Genomic DNA, 21556 nt, shown 5'->3' on the forward strand with positions numbered 1-21556 from the left:
ACAATTAAATGTTGGACTTCTAAATATTTATTTCCCTTCCTATAGTCATGTCTGTTGAGTCTTCTTCCCCCGATTGTGATGTGATTGTGATTGGTTCCGGTATTGGTGGACTGGTCACCGCGACCCAACTCGCTGCTAAAGGCGCTCGCGTTTTAGTATTGGAAAGTTATTTAATTCCAGGGGGAAGTGCGGGCTATTTTGAGCGCAATGGTTATCGGTTTGATGTCGGAGCCTCAATGATTTTTGGCTTCGGTAAACAGGGAACGACCAATTTACTCACCCGTGCCCTGGATGCAGTGGATATGAGTTTAGATACTTATCCCGATCCCGTACAAATTCATTATCATTTGCCAGGAGGGTTAGAGCTAAAAGTCCATCGGGAGTACGAGGCGTTTATACAAGAATTAGGCGATCGCTTCCCCCACGAACGCCAAGGCATCCGCCAATTTTATGATGAATGTTGGCGCGTATTTAATTGTCTCAACGCCATGGAACTCCTTTCCTTAGAGGAACCTAGATATTTAATGCGGGTATTTTTCCAGCATCCCTTGGCTTGTTTAGGTTTAGTGAAATATCTCCCACAAAACGTGGGAGATATTGCCCGTCGCTATATCCGCGATCCACAACTGCTCAAATTCATCGATATTGAATGCTATTGTTGGTCCGTTGTCCCTGCCCAACTCACCCCCATGATCAACGCCGGGATGGTCTTTTCTGACCGCCATTATGGAGGCATTAACTATCCCAAAGGTGGAGTCGGACAAATTGCGGAAAAACTCGCTGAAGGACTGGAAAAAAAAGGCAGTCAAATCCTCTATAAATCCAGAGTGAAACAAATTCTCCTCAAGAACAACAAAGCCATCGGGGTAGAATTAGTCAATGGCAAACGCTATACTGCTCGCCGTGTTGTTTCCAATGCTACCCGGTGGAACACCTTTGAATCCTTGTTACCTTCCGAAACCCTACCTCCAGCCGAACAAAGCTGGCAAGAACGCTACCAAAAATCCCCCAGTTTCGTCAGTTTACATTTAGGAGTAAAAGCTTCCGTCTTGCCAGAAGGAACAGAATGCCACCATATTTTGCTTGAAGATTGGGATAAAATGGAAACCTCCCACGGGACAATTTTTGTCTCCATTCCGACCTTACTCGATCCCGATTTAGCCCCTCCCGGTCATCATATTATCCACACCTTTACCCCCAGTTGGATTGACCAATGGCAAGGACTAACGCCGAAAAAATATGAAGCCCAAAAAGAAGAAATTGCCGATCAAATCATTGAGCGATTAGAGACTATTTTCCCTGGATTAGAAGCGGGATTAGACTATGAAGAAGTCGGTACGCCGCGCACCCATCGCCGCTTCTTAAACCGCCAAGATGGAACCTATGGCCCCATTCCCAAACGTAAGTTATTAGGATTGTTAGGAATGCCTTTTAATCGGACAAGTATTCCGGGATTATATTGTGTCGGGGATAGCACTTTTCCTGGACAAGGCTTGAATGCAGTCGCCTTTTCTGGATTTGCTTGTGCCCACCGAATAGCAGTCGATTTAGGTTTATCAGGGAATAAGGAATAGGGGAAACCAGATTCCACTCTTTCATTGAACTGGCTATAATTCAGAACATCATCAAGAACCTAAAGAAGAAATGCCATCAGAAGATCCAGAAACCTTATCTTTAAGCGATCGCTACTCAGCGTTTATCGAGAAAATCGTTACCGATACCCTCAAAGGAAAGATTGTATCTAAAGAGTATGTTTATCGGCAATTGGTCGCACAGCTAGGATTGGCACGGGGTACGGGGGAGATTTTTGAACGATGTTTAATCGAAAAAATAACGCTGACTCAAAATAAAGTGGAGGCTGAACAGGATGAGTTAAAGCAAGCAAAAGCCCAGCGTCAACTGAGGGCGCTTCGCACTTTAGAAGAAGCCTGGAATCGATATCAAGAGACTCAAAGGACGGAAAATGCTTGTAGCGATGCTCTCACCCAATTAATCAATGCAGATGAAGGAGATCGCCTATCCGTTCTCCTGGATATTCTCGATCCCAACCAAACCAATGCCTTCAGTAATAAGGAGATTGGATCTTTTGCAAAAGAGCTAGAACAAGTTCAAGAATCCGATGACACTAGGGTGGCTGAACTTCACACTCTAGCAGCAGGACTGAAACAAGGATTGTCAGCGTCTACTTCTCTGGATTTGATGGGATGGTTATACGATCCGCGTCAATTGGGATTTGCATCCAAAGTAGGGGCGAATAATCCTTGGGGATATTGGGCAAAACAAGTGAGCAGTCCATTATCTAAATCGTTCTTTACTGAACAATCGAATAATCAATCTGCTGCATCTCTGGCTCAACAACAAACCCATCTAGATTTGAGTGCTTGGGTAGAGTTAATTGTTTTATTGCGAGGCATTCAAGAGGGTTTGGTGAGCTGGTTTGACAAACAACCCTACAATATTAAAGCGGGCAATGATGCCGCCGCCTCCACCTTTCTCACGTTTGCGATTATCTGGTGCGAATTAAGCAGTGGATTTCGCCAAGCAGAGCAGCTTTCAGCTTCCGATCGCGATCGCCTTGCGGATGCTTGTTTTCAAATTGGGCTGCAAATTTTACGCTCTTTTGCTCAACGAGATAATTTTCCCATCTATGGCGGTGTCTTTGCCTCCTTTACGGGTAAAACGTTTCGGGAAACCATTGCCTATCTCGATCGCCCCCTGAAAACCATTGAGAAAAAGCAAGAAAAGGCACGTATCCTGACTGTATTGGGCTATTCGCAACAGTGGATGGGCGATCGCGATCGCGCCCTCATTTTACACGAAGAAGCCCTCGATTTAGCCCGTCAAGAGTCCGATCGCAACTGTGAAGTAGCAAATTTGAACCATTTGAGTCGCTTGCAGCTCAGTCTAGGGAAATTTCCGGAGGCGATCGATTTCGGACAACGGGCACTCTTGTTTGCTCGTCAGATGGGCGATCCATTGGGGGAAATTAATGCGATCGCCAATTTAGGCTATGCAGAAGTCCGTCAAGCTCAACAACAAGAACATGTTTCTATCTCCGACATAGAAGCTTGTATCGAAAGGCTTCAACGCGGAATCAAGTTATTAGAAAAGCATCAAGATTTGATCTCAGCAGTCTTTTGTTATTTGGGCATGGGAATTGCTCATTTAATCTTAGATCGGAGCAATAATGCCCAATCCTATTTAGAAAAAAGTCTAGCCCTATCCATTCAATTAGGGAATTTGGAATTGGAAGGCTTAAGCCATGCCAATCTTGGTGAAGTCAACTATCAACTCGGTCAACTTTCCTTAGCTGTATTTCACGCTTGTTTAGGACTGTATTTATTAGAGCAAAAAAATGCGATAGAGAAACGGCAAGTCGCGAATTTAGTCACCATTTTGAAGGGAAACCTAGGAGCAGAAGCATTTAAACAGACTCTTCAAGAGTGGCGATCGCAAATTATGGCTAGGATTGGCCTAGATGGATTTGATTATATTATCGAATAAAAGAGTTATTATAAAATCTCGCGTATAAGGAACGTTGAGAACGACTTTTGTACTACATTGTGTCGTGCTAAATGTGGGTTTCATGGTTCGATTCAGTAGATTCCCCGTACCTGACCAAACAAAATTGCGTTGTTTCAGCGCTTCTTCATGAAATCTTCATAAAAATACGGTCAAACTTCATCAAAGCTTTACAGACATTCCCTAAATTTACCACTAAGCTTTCTATATAGCTGTTTCATGCATCAAGGGAACCAAAAACACGATGGAAAGCATCTACGAAAAAATCTCTATTTCTGCTGCTAGTCTAACCTTAGGACTGATTATGGTTTCTACAACAGTTGAATTAGTTAAAGTGGACTTTGACCCTAATGGTTGCTCGATTAGTCCAGATAATGCGGGGTGCGTTCTTAATCGTCCTATCGATCAACAAAGAAGGGCTGAGTTAGGGATTACGGAAGAATCTGAAATTGAAGAATTGAAAGCGTTTGCTTCAGAAGAAGAGGATCTAGAGCTTCCTGGAAACTTGGATATTCAGTTGCAAGAAGATTCTATTGACGAGCAATAAGGGAGGGTAGAGATGAGCATTTCCCTTGATGTTCTAATCCATAACCTTCTTTATTTTGGGTATTTACTCTAGAGAATAGGACGATTTGACTCAATGAGTTTTTCCCATTGCAGAGTAGAGAAAAACGGACGGAGGGTTCCATCCTATTCCCTAATTTAACATCACCCGCAAATTTTGGCATCGCAGTAGCTCCACTACAGATAAACCATTTCTCCCTTCAATTTGAGCGATATGCTCGATCGCCTTTAACAAGGATTCAGTGGCTTCGAGTTCCGTATATCCGCGCCGACTGGCTACCCGAATAGCTGCTTTATCGCCTTCAATCATCACATCCCGTTGGCGGTTTTTGCGTCGGATTTGCATCACTGCCATAGCTGTTAGTCCTCCTCCGGCGACCATTCCTACGGCATCAGCTTGCATCATTTCTATCATTGTTCCCAGGAATCCTACTGCCACTAATCCTTGATAGAGATTAGGCTTAAACCATTCCACCTGGCAAACCCAACAAACGGCTTGTAGGACAGCTAAATCTTGCTCTGGCAGTGGTAACTGGCGCAAAAGGTCAAAATTGATATAAATCGGCCGCGATCGCTTCCAGGGCAAAGGAAACGGTGCATCAATCACCTGGGGTTGTTCCGGTTTACCAATCAATTGCACAAACATGCGCCCAGAAGCGGGCATCAGTTCCATGAGTCGAGACAGTTCGGGGTCGCGATCGCGATACATTATTGTGGGGTAACCTCCAAACCATCAACCAAACTTGCCAGCAGATTCGGCACTTGCTCGGCTCCTGTTTCTGTCGCTGCAATTAAAACCAAATAGACATCCTGTTCCTGTTGAGTCGAAATCAGTGTCCCACTCATCGGTTGGCTATTGCGTCCTTGGGTTAAGCTTCCTGTCCAAGGCACTTGTACGACTCCTTCACCTAGGGGGATATAGCTTTGAGCTAGAAACCCCTCACCGCCTTGCAATTCTTCAACCGCAATTTGGGCCAAAATGCCATTGGTGAGTCGTTGTTTGGTCAGTCGAGGTAAACGCACAACGGTATAAGCCATTTGTCCATCTGGGGATTCAAACAGAGGATCGTTGCCGGTGGAACTCACCTTATAGTCTTGAACGATCGCGATTTGATAAAAGCCATTGGGATCTTCATACGTCCCACCCACCTCTAACGGGGATGCAGTTGGCTCTTGAATGGCTGGAGTCGGTTCTGGACTCGGAGGAGCAGGAGGGGGAGGTAAAGGAGAAGGGGAGGCGAGGGGAGTGGGAGCTGAAGGAGCTTCTGGACTCGGAGAAGCTTGAGGCGATGGAGAAGCGTCCGGAGAAGGTAAAGGAGGCGGTTCCGGTAAGGTTTCTGGGGTTGGAGGACTGGGGACTTGGGCGATCGCGGGTTGCTCTAGGGCAACTGGTGTGTTAAATGCAGACCAGTGAGGGTTACCTAAGATTAATCCTAGGGCAGTCACAACCATTAAACTAATAAACCAGAGTCGATGGAGTTTGAGTTTGAGCATGGGTAGAAACTAGGGAAATGGAGGAAGGGGGAATTTAGCGATTATCGTCCTAATGTAGCCGGGTTACCCAAGTCAAAGAGTCCAGCAATACAACCGGTCATTAAGGTGGCGAGAGTAGCGGCCCAGAGTGCTTTGAAGCCGAGGGAGGAAACTTCCGATCGCCGTTCGGGAATCAGGGAAGAGAGTCCGCCAACGAAAATACCATAGGAGGCAAAGTGAGTAAACCCACAGAGAACATAGCTAACGATGAGCATGGCGCGATCGCTAATGGCTCCTGCACGACTCAGATTAGCGAGACTAATGTAGGGCGGCACATTGGTTTCAAACACCCGACGACCGATAATCACCGAAGCTTGCCAAATTTCATTAATATCCAGAGATACCCCCGTCAGAATAGTTAGGGGGAAAAACAAAAATCCCATGATATTTTGCAGCGTAACCACTTGAAACACCGTACCGACTGGTGCAGGTAATCCGGATAGGCTATCAAAGCCCATATTAATTAACGCCACTAAACCCAAAATGGCGATAATTACAGCCGCAATACCAACGGCCATTTTCACCCCATCTAAGGCTCCCATAATCAGGCTATCCATGGGATTCGGTCGTTTTTCGGGGTCTTGCTCTGGCTCTTCGGGAATTTTGCCCAGAGTTTCAGGCACTCCAGTTTCCGGAACCAAGATTTTTGAAATCACGAAACAAGCGGGAATGGTCATAATTGAAGCGGAGACCAAATGACCGGCAATAGAGGGAAAGACGGGGCGTAAAAAACCAGCATAGAGTCCAAGAACAGAGGAAGCAATCGAACCAAAACAACTGGTGAGAATGGCACAGATTTCGCTGCGCGTCATTTTTGCCAGGAAGGGTTTAACGGCGATCGCCGATTCAATGCCGACAAAAATATTGGCTGCTCCGGATAAAGATTCCGCCCCACTAATTTTCATCGTTTTCTGGAACAGTTGGGCAAAAATCTTCACAATCGGTTGAATAATATTCAATCGATATAATAGGGCAACTAATGCCGAAAAGAAGACCACTTGGGGTAGGGAGCGAAAGGCAAAGATATAACCAGGATTGAGATTATCTGAGCCGAGTTTATCACCAGGGATCGCCACATAGGGTTGACTGACTGCACGCATAATCCACCGTCCTGCCGGCCCCGGGCCAAGCACTCGGTTAGGATTGGGGACAAAAGCAGAAGTATCGCCACCAAATAGGAAGCGAGCACCTGCTTCTGAAGCATCTAAAAGGGCATTGAGCAGATTATTGAGTTGGGCAATCAGATCGCGCGTGGGGAGAACAAAGACTAAGAGTCCGATCGTCATTTGTAGAGTAATGCCAACGGCGATCGTTCGCCAGGGAACCACTTTGCGGTCTTCGGAACCAACCCAAGCAATCAGACATAAGATAACTATTCCGAGGGCAGAAATTAGGTTTAAGATGGGATTCATGGGCAAAGTGCTTCCTCACAGTAGCCAGCCAATCCGGTGATGTCACACCACGTTGATTATTATCAGACTCCGGAATTACACCGATGTCAAGTCCAGGATAGCCATCATGGATGAAAAATTGGTGTTCATGGGTTTAAGCTTAGGGTATAAGCACTCCGTTGGTTTAGGGAGAATTTTAAGGTTTATGGAAGCGTTTGATATTCATCCACCGGCTTGGACAGAACAAGCTACCCATGCATTCAAGTTCTGTTGTCCTCGCTGTGCGGCGACTTCGAGGCAAGCTGAACGGGTGTGGTTAAATCGGCGATCGCCCGTTTACACAGAAGGCAATCGCCGTAAATGGCAAGAATTTTATTTATGTGAATGCGGACAAGCCTGGTGGGGTTGGAGCAACGAACGTCCTCCCTCAGAGTTGGCGGGGGAGGATCGCCCCCAACCCCAACCCCCGAATCCATTTGATAGTCTTTAACGGGAATTGGAATTAGGGTTGATCGACGGCGACTTGAGGTAAGCCCATACTGTAGTTCACTGCCCGGCTTTCCAGGTTATAGCTGAGTTCCCCTTTTTGGAGGAGCGATCGGACAAAATGCTCCAAATCCGACCCAATCCGACGCAGATTATACTCGGTTAAATCCTGTCCTTCATAGGCTGTAACCAACTCCTCAAACTTACCATAGACCGCTTTTAGGGACGAATCCGTCCAATTTAATTCATTATCTGGGTCAACATCCAGAGTAAGCATATTGTCAGATGGATTAAGTTCTCCCTTTTCAATAACAGCCGTAAAAATGCGGATATGGCGGGTCGTAGATTTGAGTAACATATAATAGTCAATAAAAAACAGCCTATAGGTATTCTGTCATTGCTAGGCAAAGGACGCAATCTCTAAGCTATCTTAGGGAAAGGTGCCATTGTATTGATCTCCCAGAAAGAATAACTTCAGAGCAGTTCCCGCTTCCCCCATGGCCAAAAGTAAACTCAAATCCAAAGGAAAAGCACCGAATCTAGCCACCCTAGTCAAACCCCCTCCGACGAAAGAAGAACTAGCCGCCAAAAAACGTGAAGCTGCCAATGCGCGCAAAAAGTTCAATGGAGTCCTAGGTCAGGCGATCGGCATTGGTTCTGTTTTCGGCTTAATTGGGTTCGCAGTTATGGGCGAACCTTCATTTTTCGTAGCCGGATTATTTGGGATTGGTGTTCTTATATTTTCCTTGAATTATCCCATTCAAGCTCTATGGGCTTTCTATATCTATATGCCCTTTAGCGGCACTATTGTTTATGGAGTGGGAGGAGGAAATGCACTCCTCCAGTTAGCCAAAGATGCGTTTTACATTCCTGGATTAATGGGCATCTATCAATACTGCCAACGATATCGTTTGCCATTCCTTGTACCTAAACCCCTAATTCCCTTCATATTTGCCCTATTAACTTATTGTATCTTTGTCATCCTAGCTATTAATACAACTGGAAAAACTTACGGAGGAGATAAACCGATCTTATTAGGGCTTTTAGGCTTAAAAGTATTCATGGGATACATCCCCTTAATCAGTTGTGGATTTTATATGATTCGGGGGAAAAAAGAATTGCTTTGGATTACCCGGATAACGACTATTTTAGCCCTGATCACCTGTGTATTATGTGTAATGCAATATCGATCGCTCTTATCTGGTGCATGTCAAGGCACCCGTAATGCAACAGGAGACGATTTATTCAAAGCAAGTATTGAAGCCAGATGCCTAGTTGGAGGATCTTTAACTTACAGTCCCCAGGTTGGTCAGATCCGTCTCCCCAGTACCTTACCTTCCCCTTGGCACTGGGGTTGGTATATGATTTGTAGCGCCTTCTTTACCTTTGCAACTGCTTTTTGCGATCCGTCTCCTCTATGGCAAATGGCAGGATTTGCTGGAATGGGATTAAACTTTGTTTGTTCTGTGATTTCAGGACAACGAATTGCGACAATGCTTGTCCCTGTGGTAACCGTCATTTTACTGGTGCTTACCGGTCAAGTTGCTAACCTAAAACGGTTCATTCCGATTGCAGTTGGATTAACCTTACTCTTGGGAGGTGCGGCTATAGCTTTCCCCGATGTTGTACAAGAAAGATGGGATAGTTTAGTCGGTCGAGTGGGTGCATCTAACCCAGCAGATTTTATTGCTGAACAAGCCGAACATTCTGCGAAGAAAGCCGGTTTCTTTGGCAATGGATTAGGACGGGCAACTAATTCTGCTAGAATATTTGGGAAAACTTTTTTGGTGGAAACTTGGTTCCCAAAAATCCTCTTTGAATTAGGAAAACCAGGGCTTGCCTTATTTTTACTGCTCGTTACTGCTCTGACTTGGGAAACGTTTAAAGCTTATCGTTCGGTCAAAGATAAAAGCTTACGCAATTTTGGCGCTTGTTTTTGGGTATTTATTCTAATTATCAGTTACCAAACTTACTGGTATCCATTAGATACCGATCCAGTATGTGTCTACTATTGGTTATTTGCTGGTATTACCTTAAAGTTACCTGACATTGATAAGGAAGAACAAAAGAAACAGGAAGAACTACAAGCGCTTCTGGAAGCACAAGCCGATCCGAAAAAACGCAAGAAATCTAAATCTAAATCGGCTAAATCTGGCAAAAATGGGCGTAAATCGAGTAAAAAGAAGAAATAGAACTATAATCCCTGAGCGATCGCCGAATCAACAATGAATTTACCTTTTGTATCTGTGATTATTCCTACCTATGGGAGAGAGGAACCCCTACTCGATAGTATCCAGGATGTCCTGAAGCAGGATTATCCCAATTTTGAGGTTTTAGTAGTCGATCAAACAGCCGAGCATAAGCCGGAAATTCAAGCCTTCTTGGATGAGATGGCTAATTCAGGCAAAATTAAGCTGTTTCGGGTCAATTGGGCGAGTTTACCAGGAGCGCGAAATTATGCAGTACGGCGCTCTAGCGGAGATGTGGTGCTGTTTATTGATGATGATGTGGTGTTACCAGAAGGCTATTTGATGGCCCATGCTCGCAATTACGATCGCCCGGAAATTGGGGCAGTAGCTGGTCGTGTTTTTGACCGCATGAAGTTGGGCGAGTCCAAGAATAGTTATACTATTGAAGAGTTACCGCCGCAAGCCTTTGACCCTGGAATTGCTTGGTATCACATTGATTTAGTTCATACGACCAAAGCCCAGGAAGTTATTTCTGCACGGGGATGTAATATGTCCTTCCGCCGTGATATTTTTAGCAAATATGGCTTGGAATTTGACGAGAGATTTCGCGGCAGTGCCGTACGGGAAGAGTCCGATTTTTGCCTGCGCTTGCGCCAGACGGGATACAAAATCTGGTACGATCCAGAAGCCAATTTGGTGCATTTGGGGGAAGAAACCGGAGGATGTCACGATATTTCCACGCGATCGCTAGAATATCAGATTACCTTCTACCATAACCACTTTCTTATGGGACTCAAGAATTTGACTGTAGGTCAACAAGTCCGATTCTTTAGCAAGTTATTTGACTGTCACGTTTTAGGTCATCCTCCCTGCAATAAAAGTGGCTCCCCCATCAAAATTGTTAGTCGTGCAGGGTTCTACACCATGGGTTACTTAAGTGCTTGGCAGACTCGGCTCAAAACAGTATGGAAAACAGGGCAAACCTATAGCCAACAAGATGAACAATGGCAAGCTTCTGAATCGGTTTAATGGTGTTATTAGAGTCTAAACAATCATGAAAATTTTAATCGCCAGCCACACCTACATTGTTGATCTCAATCGAGAGAAATTAAGAAAATTAGCCCAACTCGATCCAAGCATAGAAGTAACCGTGGTTGTCCCCAAGCGATGGCGACCGGGAGGCGTGCAAAACAAAATTATTGAAACCCAACCCGTTGATGAGGGAAATTTTCGAGTTGTTCCCCTATCCAACTTTAGTCAAAACAACCAAGGATTATTGACTTTTGGGCTGGATTTAGTGCAATTGCTCAAAAGCTTCAAACCCCATATTTTGCAGACTGAGCAAGGAGCAAAAGCGTTTAGCCACGCGGAATTAATTACCCTCAATAAGCAACTCAACTTGAACGCCAAAAATGTATTCTTTACTTGGTGGAATTTACCCTATGAAGTCAAATTTCCCATTTCTGTGTTAGAGGGATTTAATCTTAAACATTCCCATGGTATTATATCAGGCAACCAAGACGGAGCCGATGTACTGCGCGATCATGGCTATGATGGTCCCATCAAAGTGATGCCTCAACTGGGAGTAGATGAGCAGTTATTTTCGCCCCAAGAGCAACCGGAATTGAGAATATCTTTGGGCATTAAGCCTGATGAATTTGTCGTGGGATTTGTGGGGCGATTTGTCGAAGAAAAAGGACTTTTGACTTTATTCAATGCCTTGAAAAAAATTACAGATTATCCGTGGAAATGGCTGTTGCTCGGTCGAGGCGACTTGAAGCAAGATCTTTTAAACAAGGCTTCAGAAGTTGGATTGCGAGACCGGTTGATTTGTGTGGACAGTGTTCCCCATGACCAGGTTTATCGCTATATTAATTTAATGGATGTCCTGGTTTTACCGTCTGAGACCACCTATAAATTTAAGACGCTAACCGCAGCCGGTTGGAAAGAACAATTTGGCCATGTTCTCATTGAAGCGATGTCTTGTAAAGTGCCGGTCATTGGTTCTGATTCTGGAGAAATTCCCCATGTGATTGATGAAGCGGGATTGGTATTTCCAGAAGGGAATGTGGATGGTTTGCGAAACAGTTTGCGTCAAGTAATGGAAAATCAAGAATTCAGACAAGATTTGGCGCAAAAAGGTTATGAACGGGCGATGCTTCACTATACCAATACGGCTTTGGCTAAAGAACAATGCTCTTTTTATGAACAGTTGCTGTAGATTCATTCACGTTTAGTTCTTGTATTTTCAATTGATTTCCCGAAACGTAGATCTTGCCCCATTCCCTATTCCCTAGCGCAAAGCGCTGTAACCATAATGCGCGTTTTACAAATTGTTCCTTCCATTTCTCTCGTCTATGGTGGTCCGAGTCAGATGGTCAAAGGGTTGTCTACCGCCTTAAGTAATAAGCCTGGCATGGAAGTGACTATCTTAACCACAGATTCTAATGGTGATACGGGTGAAGCGCCGTTAGATGTGCCCCTAGACCGCCCTGTGGAGGAAAATGGCTATCAGATTCGCTACTTTCGCTGCTCCCCATTCCGACGCTACAAATTTTCCCTAGATTTATTACAATGGCTGTCCGAACATGCCTCAGAATACGAGATTGCCCATATTCATGCCCTATTTTCTCCGGTCAGTTCGGCTGCTGCCACGATCGCCAGACAGAAAAGACTCCCGTATATTATGCGTCCTTTGGGAACGTTAGATCCGGCGGACTTACGCAAAAAACGGCAACTGAAACGCATCTATACGGCTCTGTGGGAAAAGGGCAATATTAAAGGAGCCGCAGCCATTCATTTTACCAGCAGCATTGAAGCAAAAATTTCCGATCGCTTTGGCACTGATACCCCAGGCGTAATTGTACCTTTAGGCGTGCAACTGCCCGAATTGCCAGAACCAGGCATGGCTAGAGAAAACCTGAATATCCCTGCCGATAAACCCTTAATTCTCTATATGTCGAGAATTGACCCGAAAAAGGGCTTGGATTTGCTCATTCCTGCCCTGGAAACCTTGATAAATGAAAATTTTGACTTTGAGTTCGTTTTAGCGGGTGGTAATCCCCAAAATACCGCCTATGTGGAGCAAATTAAACAGCAGATCCAATCCTCGACTTTAGCCTCCTGTACCCAGTTTCCGGGGTTTGTCAGGGGAGCGGAGAAAGCGGCGCTGTTGCGAGATGCAGATCTGTTTGTATTGCCGTCCTACTATGAGAATTTTGGCATTGCTGTTGCTGAAGCGATCGCCTCCGGAACCCCTGTCGTCATCTCCACAGGCGTTTATATCTGGGAAGATATCCAAAAAGCGGCGGCTGGATGGGTGTGTGGTTGTGATGTGAATTCGTTAACGGATAGTTTACGACTGGCTCTGAGCGATCGCCAAGAACGACTGAAACGAGGAGCAGCAGGGGCACAATACGCTAATACTCACTATAGCTGGTCGGCGATCGCCCAACAAACCATCGGCGTTTACCAACAGTTCGCGCGATCATCCAGTTAAATTACTGTCCTGGTTTTCTCACCTCCTTCTCCATCGGCTACCTATAGTACAAACATCAGGTTAGAGAAAAAACCGAGATCACATCTTTCTAGGATATCTCTCACAGGCGATCGCCCTCTGTACTCACCGTCATCACCGGCATCTCTAGAGCATCCTAGAACTATAGCCGAAATCATCCAGACGAAACCTCTAACCTCTCGTATGTTTTTGTATTTCCTGTCGAGGAACTCAACCGATGAAAGTACGATGGAAAACCTTAATCCCCAGGATCACCCTATGGTTAGCCTTAGAAATCGTTCTTAGTTGCTTAGGACTCGATCATCTCGCTGATTACAGCGAGTATGTCTTGGAAAAGAAAAGTGTCGCTACATTAGTAATGGGGTCATGAGAATTTATAACAATTTGAGCTGCTAACTCCTTTTGTCAATGGACCAGATGAAAAGCAACAGTATGATTCATGATTTACAATTTGACTATCTAACGAATAAAGTTGAAGTGGTTCAAGTTGAGATTCCACTAACCACTAAGACTGGAAATCCTTGGCTAGACAAATTTGGATGCTTTCAGGATGACCCCACGTTTGACGATCTACAGGTGGAAATTGAAGCCTATCGACAAGCAATCGATCGAGAAATTGGATCGGACGGGGGCAGATCGTAACCTCAATGACGTTATACCTTTTGGACAGCGATCATAAATTGGGATTAAGTGAATTTCCGGCGATCGGCTAAAGTCAGTTACATTTGGGCGATTTTGCCCTCTTGCCTGGCTTCCAAACCTGGATTTTCTGACTGCAATCCATTACTATAAAGTTAAGTAATGATTTTTAATCTGACTCATGAAACCGATCAAACTCCTCGCCATGGGCACTCTGCTCCTGTGCCTCACTGTCCTGAGCCTCTGCGCTCCCCAAACAGCCCTGGCAAACCCCGATCCTAGTCAACTCTCCCATGCTATCGAAGAAATTGAAAACTTAGATGCCATGCGCTCTGGGTTAGCCTCCACCCTCAAAGACAGAACCGAAGCCATTACTCCACAAACCTTCAAGCAAGTCTGTAAACCCGTGGGTATGAAAGCCAAACAACTGAGCCAAGAAAACGGATGGCAAGTGAAACAAATGGCAGTCAAATATCGCAACCCTGCCCATGCTCCAGACACCCCAGAAGCAGAAGCAGCCCTTAAACTGCTAGATAGCTATCCAAAACTGATGGGATTCTGGCAAGATGAAACCCTTAATGGTCAACCAGGACAGCACTACTATCGCCGAATTAATGTAGAAGCCACCTGTTTAGGCTGCCATGGCGCAAAAGCAGCACGGCCAGAATTTGTTAAACAAAACTATCCCCAAGATTTAGCCTATGACTTTAAAGTAGGAGATCTTCGAGGCATGTACGCTGTCTTTATTCCCAATCCTGTCGCTTCTGAATCTGAATGAACGCCCTAACTCACCCTTCTCTCCTTAAAGTCCCCTTTTCTCGGGGAGATTTAAGGAAATCGTGTCCAACTCACCCAGGAAAATACAGGGTCATTGCTTTTCTCGTTGCCCTGCTGTTCTTCCTCCTCCCCTCTACCCTTTTGGTTTCCCCACCCGCATCGGCTCTGATTCGCCAACAACTCGAAGCACCAGGACAAACCCTCTATCAATCTCGCCATAGCTTGCGAGATAGGAGTGGCAAAACCTGGCAAGTGATTCTCTTTAAGCGGATCAAAGTGGGAGGATTGGCTAATGTTCAGTTACGTTTAGTCGGATTTCCCGAGCAAACGGTTTTTCAACATCCCGCTCCTCTTAACCTCAAAGATAGCCAGAATCAGCAGTTGAGTGCCTCCGATGTTTTTGCAGATAAAGCCCCTGCCCCCAATGTGGGACAGTACGAGCTAACCGATATTCTGGATTCCGTTTCCGCTTCTGGTTCCCTAGAGCTATCTTTACCCGTGGAAAATGGAGAAACTCAGATCTCGGTTCCTGCGGTGATTATTCTGGAATGGCAATATTTAGCCCATGAATATTAATTGTTTATGAGGATGCTTTAACGAGGGTCTTGAGCAACTTGGCTGTGCTGTACAATCAATAGGCAACTTAAGACAGACACAGATATATGGCGATCGCATATAGTCGATGGATAAGAGTGCTACTGGTGGTCATGGCGATCGCTTTATCCGCCTGTAGCCCTACCCAGTTTCGCACATCTGCCGCTGAAGTACCCCAACTGGTGCAAGCCATTCTCAGCGATCCCAAAACCTTTAACTACGCCCTCAGTCAAGAGTCTCCCAACATTTTTGGACTCACCTACAAAGGACTGATTGAGACCAATGGTTTAACTGGAGAAATTGAACCCGGATTAGCCCAATCTTGGCAAATTTCCAACCAAGGTAAGCGGATCATCTTTACCCTCCGGGAGAATTTACAATGGTCCGATGGCTCTCCCCTCACCACCGATGATGTCGTCTTTAGCTACAACGATGTTTATCTCAATGAAGCCATTCCCACCTCCGCTCGGTTTGTACTGATGATCGGTGAAAGTCGCGCCCTACCGACGGTGAGAAAATTAGACGATCGCCGAGTTGAATTTACCATCCCCGAACCCTTCGCCCCATTTTTACGCAGTACCGGCTTACCAATTTTACCTGCCCATGTCCTTAAACCGACTATAGACAACCAAGATTCCGAAGGGAATCCCATCTTTCTCTCCACCTGGGGAACCGACACCCCAGTCGAGCAAATTGTCGTCAATGGCCCCTATCAATTAGAGCGGTATAATACCACCCAACGGGTCATTTTTAAGCGAAATCCCTATTATTGGAAAAAAGACGAAGGGGGCGATCGCCTCCCCAATATCGATCGCATCATTTGGCAAATTGTCGAGTCCACCGACACCAGCTTTCTCCAATTTCGTTCCGGGAGTTTAGATTTAGTCGAGGTTTCCCCAGAATATTTTTCCCTCTTAAAGAAAGAAGAAGACCGAGGAAAATTTATCATCCACGGACGACAACCCACCCTCAGTTCTGTATTTATCACCTTTAATTTAAATAAAGCCAGTCGCGATGGCAAGCCATTGGTCGATCTGGTCAAATCCCGATGGTTTAATAACGTCAAATTTCGCCAGGCAGTTGCCTACGCTCTCGACCGACAAACCATGGTGAATAACATCTATCGTGGTTTAGGAGAACCCCAATATTCTAATATTCCCGTCCAAAGTCCCTACTATTTATCCCCAGAAGAGGGATTAAAAATCTATGAATTCAATCAAGAAAAAGCCCAATCTCTCTTAGAAGAAGCCGGTTTTCAATATAACAGGGCAGGACAATTAGAAGACGATCGTGGTAATCTGGTTCGCTTCACCCTTCTGACTAATGCTGGCAATAAAATTAGGGAAGCATTAGGCGTACAAATTAAGCAAGATTTAAGCAAAATTGGCATTCAAGTCGATTTCCAACCCATCGCCTTTAGTACCTTAGTCGATAAACTCGGTAATACCCTGGATTGGGATGCTCATATTATTGGCTTTGCCGGGGGTGGAGTTGAACCCAATAATAGCGCCAATGTCTGGTCACTTGATGGTTCATTACATAGTTTTAATCAACAGCCTCAACCAGGACAACCCCCGATTCAAGGATGGAGACCTGACCCTTGGGAGCAGAAAATCGCCGATTTGTATATCCAAGGGGCGCAAGAATTAGAAGAAAATAAGCGTCGGCAAATTTATGGAGAAGTTCAACAATTAATCAAGGAAAACTTACCCTATATTTATTTAGTGAATCAACTCTCGATGACGGCGGTGCGCGATCGCATTCAACCCATTCAGTATTCTGCCCTCGGTGGGGCATTGTGGAATCTCGATGAACTACAGATTGTTGATGAGTAATGAGTAATGATTAATGAAGACTTACGCGCCCTTTTAGAGGCAGTAGCAGGGGGGCAAATTACCCCAGAATCGGCTCTAAACAAGCTCAAATACTTTGATTTTGAACCGGTGAGCGAATTTGCTCGGATTGACCATCATCGCGCCCTAAGAACCGGTTTTCCAGAGGTCATCTGGGGGCCAGGAAAAACCCCCGATCAAATCGCCCAGATTATGAATACCATGCGTCAGGACAATCCTATCGTCATGGCGACTCGCATTGAACCCGATGTCTATCATCAATTGGACGATCGCCTGCCCCATCTGATCTACTATCCCATGGCTCGGATTTGTGCGATCGGCACTCCCCATATTCGTCACCCCGGAACAATTGGTATTCTCTCTGCCGGAACCGCCGATTTATCCGTCGCCGAAGAAGCTGCCATCACTGCTGAACTCTCAGGCTTTCACGTCCAAAGACTCTGGGATGTTGGGGTTGCTGGTATCCATCGCCTCCTCAGCAATCGTGCTGTTTTAGACCAAGCCCATGTCCTGATTGTCGTCGCCGGTATGGAAGGCGCTCTCCCCAGTGTCGTCGCCGGTTTAGTCGGCTCTCCTGTCATTGCCGTCCCCACCAGTATCGGGTATGGAGCCAGCTTTAACGGGTTAGCCCCCCTGCTCACCATGCTCAACTCCTGTGCCGCAGGCATTGGAGTCGTCAATATCGATAATGGCTTTGGAGCCGCCATTTTAGCCGGCCAAATCCTCAGAACTGCTCAACGGGTAATAGGGAATAGGTAATCTGGGTTTCCTCTATTGCCTATTCCCTATTGCCTATTCCCTGTAAATCCCAAAACAAAACCGCCCCAGGGTTATTTCCTCCCCAGGGCAGTTTGTGTGGATTTTAGATTGCTGAGATAGAGTGAATCCAAAATCCAAACCTGTTATTAGTTAGCCTGAGCTACCTCCAACACCTCATCCATAATGGTTCCCGACTGTTCCATCTTGCTGATATCCAAGATAGTCTTGAGAACAGAATCCGGGTTCAAACTCATGGAATCAATGCCGAGTTCAACCAAGAAGCGGGCGAACTCTGGATAGTCACTAGGCGCTTGACCGCAAATACCAATCTTGCGATTGTGTTTCTTCGCTGCTTTGATAGCAATTTGTACCATCCGACGAACCGCTTCATTCCGTTCGTCAAAGATGTGAGCAACCAAGGCAGAGTCACGGTCTAATCCCAAGGTTAACTGGGTTAAATCGTTAGAACCAATCGAGAAGCCATCAAAGACTTGGGCAAATTCGTCAGCATAGATCACGTTACTGGGCAATTCGCACATCACGTAAACTTGCAAACCATTTTCGCCGCGTTTCAAGCCATTGCTTTCCATTTCAGCCAACACTTTGCGACCTTCATCGGGGGTGCGGCAGAAGGGAATCATCGGAATCACATTGGTTAAGCCCATTTCATCCCGAACGCGTTTGAGCGCTTTACACTCTAAACCATAGGCTTCGCGATAGTTGGGGTCGTAGTAGCGGGATGCACCACGCCAACCAATCATCGGGTTTTCTTCTTTGGGTTCAAACTGACGACCGCCTAAGAGGTTGGCATATTCATTACTCTTGAAGTCGGACATCCGTACAATCACTGGATTGGGATAGAAGGCAGCCGCAATCATGCCGATACCATGGGCCAGTTTGTCTACGAAGAAGTCAGGTTTGTTGTCGTAGAGAGCAGTGAGTTTGGCGATTTCCCGTTTGGCTAACTCGTCTTCGAGTTCGTTGTACCGCAGCAGGGCCAAGGGATGAGCTTTGATGTGGTTGGCAATAATGAACTCTAACCGGGCTAGTCCAACACCGTCACAGGGAATGGAGGATAAACCGAAGGCTTCTTCGGGGTTACCCACGTTCATCAAGATTTGGGTGCGGGTCTTAGGTAGGTTGTCGAGTTGGGTTTCAATGACATCAAAGGGAACTAGACCGTCATAAACCCGTCCTTCTTCACCTTCAGAGCACGATACGGTGACTTCTTGACCAGTGGTCAGCAGTTGGGTGGCATCTCCACAACCGACGATCGCCGGAATACCCATTTCCCGTGCAATAATTGCTGCGTGACAAGTCCGACCGCCTTGGTTGGTGACAATTGCACTGGCTCTCTTCATGATCGGTTCCCAGTCAGGGTCAGTCTTGTTGGTCACCAAAACTTCACCGGCTTGGAACTCGTCGATGCGGTGAACATCAAGAATCACTCTGGCACTGCCTTGACCGATCATTTCACCGACGGCACGACCGCGAACGGCGATGTTGGATGTTCCTTTGAGTTTGTAGTTCTTGAGAATACTGCCAGATTTCTGAGATTGAACGGTTTCGGGACGCGCTTGCACGATGAACAGGTCGCCAGTCACCCCATCTTTTGCCCATTCAATATCCATGGGGGTGTAAGTGCCCCGGACTTCGGAGTAGTGGTCTTCAATAATACAAGCCCATTTGGCCAACTGAAGAATTTCATCGTGGTTCAGGCAGTATTTGCCCCGCTCAGATTCGGGAACGGAAACATTTTTAGTCAGTTTCGATCCACCCAAGTCATAGACCATCTTCAGTTCTTTAGTACCTAGGCGTTTTTCCAGAATTGGACGATAGCCTTCTCGAAGGGTGGGTTTGAAGACGAAGTATTCGTCAGGGTTGACGGCTCCTTGAACGACGTTTTCCCCTAAACCATAGGCAGCCGTAACGAGAGCTGCGTTTTTGAATCCGGTTTCGGTGTCGATGGAGAACATGACACCAGAGGACGCCAGGTCAGAACGTACCATTTTTTGTACGCCAACGGAGAGGGCAACATCAAAGTGATCGAAGCCTTTAACCGTGCGATAGGAGATAGCGCGATCGGTAAAGATGGAGGCAAAGCATTTATGGCATGCTTTGAGAACCGCATCTACACCATAGACGTTGAGGTAGGTTTCTTGTTGACCGGCAAAGCTGGCATCGGGCAAATCTTCAGCCGTAGCACTCGATCGCACTGCCACGTCTACTTCGTTGAGGTTACCGTTGTCTGGATTGCCATACCATTGGCACATTCTTTCATAGGCTTTGGCGATCGCCTGCTCAAGATCTTCTGGGAATGGGGTATCGAGGATCAGCGATCGGGCTTTTTTACCCCGTTGCCGTAAGTTGCTCAGATCTTCGACATCTAGATCGGAGAATAATTCCCGCAGTTTGCTTTCTAAACCTGCGGATTGAATGAAGTAGCGATAAGCATGGGCTGTGGTAGCAAATCCATTGGGCACAACCACACCTTTGGGAGTCAATTGTTGGATCATTTCGCCTAGAGAGGCGTTTTTACCGCCAACTAAGGGAATGTCGCTGATGCCAACTTGTTCAAACCAAAGAACGAAAGCTTCATTTTTTTGAGCTTCACTGGTTACATTTCCTAGGGCTAAGGTTTGAGTCATGGTTCAATATCCTCCATGGATTTTTAATTCAATTCGACTTAGCTAGGCAGCACAGTACAGTAAAGTAATACTTTTTAATGGAGTTTTATTTCCACATACTGCCTGAGAAGTTACGAGAGATTAAGTTCTCTCTCAATTTGTGTCAACTTCTGTAATTTTGGACTATCAACTAACAGTTATTGATCGCTTCAAACCTTGATATACCAAGACTTTAGCGTTTCCTGCTGGGCAACTGCCCGTGATAGTGGCTTTGGATTCACTCTTCTCACAGCCTATTACTTTCTATTAAAATTACAAGGTAGGTACGCCCTGAATCCTTAGTTACCTAAAGGGAAAAAATAGGATGTAGTCAGGGATACAAACATATTTAAATAAACATTAAGGTTAGTAGTATTCGCTTATGAACTATCAACGGAACCCCATAGAAACAGAAGTCTCTATCCCAGAGTCTGCCTGTTTTGTACCAAGCTGTCCGATTCAGTTTGTCCTGGACTTGATTAGTTCTAAATGGTCAGTGTTGATTTTGCGGGAACTGTTCCAAGGCGATCGCCGCACCCATGCCCTTCTGGATGCCTTACCCGGTATTAGCTCTAAAACCCTTACCCTGCGTTTGCGAGAATTGGAACACCATGGGTTAGTCAAACGCACGGTATACCCTGAAATCCCGCCCCATGTTGAATATTCAATTACGGAAAAAGGCCGAGAACTCAAACCCGTTCTACTCTCTATTAAAGAACTCGGAGAGCGATGGTTAGAAACATCATGTTCATGCGATCACATCCGTAACGGTTAGTTAACATCACCTTTTAATTTCCTAGGGACTGTTGTAAACACTCACTTTCAATTAAATCGGAGCTACAGGGTGACTATCATCTTTTTCACCCTCATTCGTAGCAAGCTTTTAAGGATTGGATTTCCTCTTCTGTCACTCTCCGAAAAAGAAGGGGTTAAACCCCTTATCCCTCAAAGCACAATCAATGGTAATCTGAAAGTCAAATCCTATTCACTACAGGTTGCCCTCTTGATTGGCCAAATTAATCCTCAATTAAATTTGTGAACTTTCCAGTCAGGAATCCTAATCATT

Annotated in this window: 20 protein-coding genes; 15 read left to right on the plus strand and 5 right to left on the minus strand. The window is 45.6% G+C overall.

Annotated features, from left to right (window positions below; translation table 11 throughout):
* The first annotated feature begins 47 nt into the window (after window positions 1-47).
* From crtH to J7529_RS13825, 3 genes are all read left to right on the plus strand, one after another.
* Window positions 48-1574 (plus strand): carotenoid isomerase, encoded by a 1527-nt coding sequence (gene crtH, locus J7529_RS13815; RefSeq protein WP_318729435.1) that lies wholly within the window; start codon window positions 48-50, stop codon window positions 1572-1574.
* Window positions 1575-1644: 70 nt separating this feature from the next.
* The gene (locus J7529_RS13820) at window positions 1645-3504 is read left to right on the plus strand and encodes a tetratricopeptide repeat protein (RefSeq protein WP_318729436.1); all 1860 of its coding nucleotides are present in this window, start codon (window positions 1645-1647) and stop codon (window positions 3502-3504) included.
* 262 nt (window positions 3505-3766) lie between these two features.
* Window positions 3767-4069: a hypothetical protein gene (locus tag J7529_RS13825; RefSeq protein ID WP_318729437.1), complete on the plus strand. Its 303-nt coding sequence runs from the start codon at window positions 3767-3769 to the stop codon at window positions 4067-4069.
* A 150-nt stretch (window positions 4070-4219) separates the two neighbouring features.
* Here the strand turns inward: J7529_RS13825 and J7529_RS13830 are convergent, their stop codons facing one another.
* The 3 genes from J7529_RS13830 to J7529_RS13840 are packed head-to-tail and all read right to left on the minus strand — an operon-like array spanning window position 4220 to window position 7031.
* Window positions 4220-4795 carry a DUF3318 domain-containing protein gene (locus tag J7529_RS13830; protein WP_318729438.1) on the minus strand — a complete coding sequence of 192 codons (576 nt, stop codon included), beginning with the start codon at window positions 4793-4795 and terminating at the stop codon, window positions 4220-4222.
* On the minus strand, window positions 4795-5580 hold the full coding sequence (locus J7529_RS13835) for a hypothetical protein (protein WP_318729439.1): 786 nt from the start codon (window positions 5578-5580) through the stop codon (window positions 4795-4797). The genes J7529_RS13830 and J7529_RS13835 overlap by 1 nt, the downstream gene beginning before the upstream one ends.
* 41 nt (window positions 5581-5621) lie before the next feature.
* Window positions 5622-7031: a NupC/NupG family nucleoside CNT transporter gene (locus J7529_RS13840; RefSeq protein WP_271942020.1), complete on the minus strand. Its 1410-nt coding sequence runs from the start codon at window positions 7029-7031 to the stop codon at window positions 5622-5624.
* Window positions 7032-7137: 106 nt separating this feature from the next.
* Here J7529_RS13840 and J7529_RS13845 point away from each other — a divergent pair, with 106 nt between their 5' ends.
* Entirely contained in the window at window positions 7138-7500 is a 363-nt protein-coding gene (locus J7529_RS13845; protein WP_318729440.1) for a hypothetical protein, read from the plus strand.
* A 12-nt stretch (window positions 7501-7512) separates the two neighbouring features.
* Here J7529_RS13845 and J7529_RS13850 read toward each other — a convergent pair whose 3' ends face one another.
* The gene (locus J7529_RS13850) at window positions 7513-7854 is read right to left on the minus strand and encodes an NAD(P)H-quinone oxidoreductase subunit M (protein ID WP_271942019.1); all 342 of its coding nucleotides are present in this window, start codon (window positions 7852-7854) and stop codon (window positions 7513-7515) included.
* Between the two features lie 139 nt (window positions 7855-7993).
* Between J7529_RS13850 and hpsL the strand changes: the two genes are divergently transcribed.
* The 10 genes from hpsL to larB all read left to right on the plus strand — a co-directional run bounded on the left by hpsL (window position 7994) and on the right by larB (window position 17824).
* Complete coding sequence (hpsL, locus tag J7529_RS13855; RefSeq protein ID WP_318729441.1) at window positions 7994-9688, plus strand: hormogonium polysaccharide biosynthesis protein HpsL; 1695 nt, start codon at window positions 7994-7996, stop codon at window positions 9686-9688.
* Between the two features lie 33 nt (window positions 9689-9721).
* The gene (hpsN, locus tag J7529_RS13860; RefSeq protein WP_318729442.1) at window positions 9722-10714 is read left to right on the plus strand and encodes a hormogonium polysaccharide biosynthesis glycosyltransferase HpsN; all 993 of its coding nucleotides are present in this window, start codon (window positions 9722-9724) and stop codon (window positions 10712-10714) included.
* A gap of 25 nt (window positions 10715-10739) precedes the next feature.
* The gene (gene hpsO, locus J7529_RS13865; RefSeq protein ID WP_271942010.1) at window positions 10740-11906 is read left to right on the plus strand and encodes a hormogonium polysaccharide biosynthesis glycosyltransferase HpsO; all 1167 of its coding nucleotides are present in this window, start codon (window positions 10740-10742) and stop codon (window positions 11904-11906) included.
* Window positions 11907-12002: 96 nt separating this feature from the next.
* A complete protein-coding gene (gene hpsP, locus J7529_RS13870) occupies window positions 12003-13184 on the plus strand; it encodes a hormogonium polysaccharide biosynthesis glycosyltransferase HpsP (protein ID WP_318729443.1) in 1182 nt (393 codons plus the stop codon).
* A gap of 235 nt (window positions 13185-13419) precedes the next feature.
* Window positions 13420-13572 (plus strand): hypothetical protein, encoded by a 153-nt coding sequence (locus tag J7529_RS13875; RefSeq protein WP_318729444.1) that lies wholly within the window; start codon window positions 13420-13422, stop codon window positions 13570-13572.
* 47 nt (window positions 13573-13619) lie between these two features.
* Entirely contained in the window at window positions 13620-13844 is a 225-nt protein-coding gene (locus J7529_RS13880; protein WP_318729445.1) for a hypothetical protein, read from the plus strand.
* Between the two features lie 178 nt (window positions 13845-14022).
* The gene (locus J7529_RS13885; protein ID WP_271942003.1) at window positions 14023-14619 is read left to right on the plus strand and encodes a DUF3365 domain-containing protein; all 597 of its coding nucleotides are present in this window, start codon (window positions 14023-14025) and stop codon (window positions 14617-14619) included.
* 140 nt (window positions 14620-14759) lie between these two features.
* Entirely contained in the window at window positions 14760-15194 is a 435-nt protein-coding gene (locus J7529_RS13890; protein ID WP_318729446.1) for a DUF3122 domain-containing protein, read from the plus strand.
* Between the two features lie 86 nt (window positions 15195-15280).
* Window positions 15281-17047, plus strand: a complete 1767-nt coding sequence (locus J7529_RS13895) for an ABC transporter substrate-binding protein (RefSeq protein WP_318729447.1) — start codon at window positions 15281-15283, stop codon at window positions 17045-17047.
* A 6-nt stretch (window positions 17048-17053) separates the two neighbouring features.
* Window positions 17054-17824, plus strand: coding sequence for a nickel pincer cofactor biosynthesis protein LarB (gene larB / locus J7529_RS13900; protein ID WP_318729448.1), 771 nt, complete (start codon window positions 17054-17056; stop codon window positions 17822-17824).
* A gap of 146 nt (window positions 17825-17970) precedes the next feature.
* On the opposite strand, the gene ppsA is transcribed toward larB, so the two are convergent.
* Window positions 17971-20472, minus strand: a complete 2502-nt coding sequence (gene ppsA, locus J7529_RS13905; protein WP_318729449.1) for a phosphoenolpyruvate synthase — start codon at window positions 20470-20472, stop codon at window positions 17971-17973.
* A 400-nt stretch (window positions 20473-20872) separates the two neighbouring features.
* On the opposite strand from ppsA, the gene J7529_RS13910 reads away from it, so the two are divergent.
* Window positions 20873-21265 (plus strand): helix-turn-helix domain-containing protein, encoded by a 393-nt coding sequence (locus J7529_RS13910; RefSeq protein WP_318729450.1) that lies wholly within the window; start codon window positions 20873-20875, stop codon window positions 21263-21265.
* Window positions 21266-21556: the final 291 nt, after the last annotated feature.

Source organism: Roseofilum sp. Guam (assembly GCF_017746735.1).
Lineage (GTDB): Bacteria > Cyanobacteriota > Cyanobacteriia > Cyanobacteriales > Desertifilaceae > Roseofilum > Roseofilum reptotaenium.

Coding starts and splice junctions, on each gene's coding strand:
- J7529_RS13850 (WP_271942019.1), bottom strand. CDS start 7,854: ATGTTACTCAAATCTACGACCCGCCATATCCGCATTTTTACGGCTGTT.
- ppsA (WP_318729449.1), bottom strand. CDS start 20,472: ATGACTCAAACCTTAGCCCTAGGAAATGTAACCAGTGAAGCTCAAAAA.
- hpsO (WP_271942010.1), top strand. CDS start 10,740: ATGAAAATTTTAATCGCCAGCCACACCTACATTGTTGATCTCAATCGA.
- J7529_RS13820 (WP_318729436.1), top strand. CDS start 1,645: ATGCCATCAGAAGATCCAGAAACCTTATCTTTAAGCGATCGCTACTCA.
- J7529_RS13825 (WP_318729437.1), top strand. CDS start 3,767: ATGGAAAGCATCTACGAAAAAATCTCTATTTCTGCTGCTAGTCTAACC.
- J7529_RS13895 (WP_318729447.1), top strand. CDS start 15,281: ATGGCGATCGCATATAGTCGATGGATAAGAGTGCTACTGGTGGTCATG.
- J7529_RS13835 (WP_318729439.1), bottom strand. CDS start 5,580: ATGCTCAAACTCAAACTCCATCGACTCTGGTTTATTAGTTTAATGGTT.
- J7529_RS13885 (WP_271942003.1), top strand. CDS start 14,023: ATGAAACCGATCAAACTCCTCGCCATGGGCACTCTGCTCCTGTGCCTC.
- hpsL (WP_318729441.1), top strand. CDS start 7,994: ATGGCCAAAAGTAAACTCAAATCCAAAGGAAAAGCACCGAATCTAGCC.
- J7529_RS13880 (WP_318729445.1), top strand. CDS start 13,620: ATGAAAAGCAACAGTATGATTCATGATTTACAATTTGACTATCTAACG.
- J7529_RS13910 (WP_318729450.1), top strand. CDS start 20,873: ATGAACTATCAACGGAACCCCATAGAAACAGAAGTCTCTATCCCAGAG.
- J7529_RS13840 (WP_271942020.1), bottom strand. CDS start 7,031: ATGAATCCCATCTTAAACCTAATTTCTGCCCTCGGAATAGTTATCTTA.
- J7529_RS13875 (WP_318729444.1), top strand. CDS start 13,420: ATGAAAGTACGATGGAAAACCTTAATCCCCAGGATCACCCTATGGTTA.
- larB (WP_318729448.1), top strand. CDS start 17,054: ATGATTAATGAAGACTTACGCGCCCTTTTAGAGGCAGTAGCAGGGGGG.
- hpsN (WP_318729442.1), top strand. CDS start 9,722: ATGAATTTACCTTTTGTATCTGTGATTATTCCTACCTATGGGAGAGAG.
- crtH (WP_318729435.1), top strand. CDS start 48: ATGTCTGTTGAGTCTTCTTCCCCCGATTGTGATGTGATTGTGATTGGT.
- J7529_RS13830 (WP_318729438.1), bottom strand. CDS start 4,795: ATGTATCGCGATCGCGACCCCGAACTGTCTCGACTCATGGAACTGATG.
- J7529_RS13845 (WP_318729440.1), top strand. CDS start 7,138: ATGGATGAAAAATTGGTGTTCATGGGTTTAAGCTTAGGGTATAAGCAC.
- hpsP (WP_318729443.1), top strand. CDS start 12,003: ATGCGCGTTTTACAAATTGTTCCTTCCATTTCTCTCGTCTATGGTGGT.